The sequence below is a fragment of the Arenibacter latericius DSM 15913 genome, assembly GCF_000424985.1.
GTDB classification, from domain to species: Bacteria; Bacteroidota; Bacteroidia; order Flavobacteriales; family Flavobacteriaceae; genus Arenibacter; species Arenibacter latericius.
In genome coordinates, this window is record NZ_AUKX01000102.1 from 1 (window position 1) to 1,396 (window position 1,396).

At 44.3% G+C, this 1,396-nt stretch carries 1 protein-coding gene; it reads left to right on the forward strand.

The features are described from left to right. Positions 1-492 precede the first annotated feature (492 nt). Positions 493-1,396, forward strand: a 904-nt coding sequence (gene ltrA / locus H344_RS0116785) for a group II intron reverse transcriptase/maturase (RefSeq protein WP_026811327.1), incomplete at its 3' end; no start/stop codon positions are given.

Genomic DNA, 1,396 nt, shown 5'->3' on the forward strand with positions numbered 1-1,396 from the left:
TGTGTGTGCCCAGCATGGGCATCTTTTATCTACTGCAAAGTAGATAATTAATCTAGAGGGTGCAAGTCCCTTATGGGCAGGGGTAACGCCTTGAACCATTAGTAAGTCGCAAGGGTGGTAACTGCGAGGTTACATCTGAAGGAAGCGAGACTACAAAACTCGGTACTGACGAACAGGAACCAGATATGAGGCTGTTAGGATGGATGAGCAAGCACATCATTGTAAAGTCCGAAACACTTTTAAGTGAATGCCGAAGCAGTAGATCTGGCAGGAATCGAGGGAAAGAAGATGTCATTACCTGGGGAGGTCTCCAAAGTTACGTGTAACTAAATGGAGAAGTCAGCCGAAGTCATAGTAGCCAACCACCTGATAGGTTGGTGAAGGACTGAACGATAATGGTCCTTAATAAACCACGGAGCGGTTTTACGGTACGGATAGTTTTCCAGTAAAACAGTAGCCATGGATTAAGCGGGACAGCGAAACAATTTTAGTGTGATTAAACGTTTAACAAGTAAAAAGAACCTTAACGACGCCTATTTACAGGTATACCGCAACAAGGGTGGTGCAGGAGTGGACGGAGTTTCCGTAATGGAACTTAAATCCTTGCTCCGAACCCATGCCGAGCGATACACCCAACAGATAGAAAGGGAGTCTTATCAGGTGTCTCCAATATTGGGAATTGAAATACCCAAGAGCAACGGCAAGAAACGGATGCTTGGCATTCCCACCGTTGTCGACAGGGTGTTTCAACAAGCACTGCACCAAGTACTGCAACCCATATTTGAGACGGACTTTCAAAAGCACAGTTACGGGTTCAGACCACAACGTAACGCCCATCAAGCCGTCGCACAAAGCCTAAAGAATATTAATTCAGGGTACCAGTGCATAGTAGACATCGATTTAAAGAGCTTCTTTGACGAGGTGGAACACTATGTCCTCTTGGAACTGATATATAACAAGGTGAAATGTAGACCCACGATGAAGCTGTTACGCTCATTCCTTAGGGCACCGATACTAATCAGCGGCAAACTACACAAGCGCAAAAAGGGCGTCCCACAAGGTTCGCCTCTAAGTCCGTTGCTTTCCAATATCCTGCTTAATGAGCTGGATAAGGAACTGGAAAAGCGCGGACATCGTTATGTTAGATATGCTGATGATTTCAGTATCTATGTCAGAAGTAAAAAGTCAGCGAAAAGGGTAGGTAACAGTATCTACAAGTTTCTGCGCGACAAGCTCCGATTGCCAATAAATAGAAAGAAAAGTGGCATACGCAAACCTTTGGATTTCCAAGTACTAGGGTTCGGTTTTGTACCAACCTATAAGAAAGGGGAAAAAGGCAAATATCAGCTGGTGGTTAACGCGTCAAAGTGGAAGGAATTTAAAACAAAACTTAAAT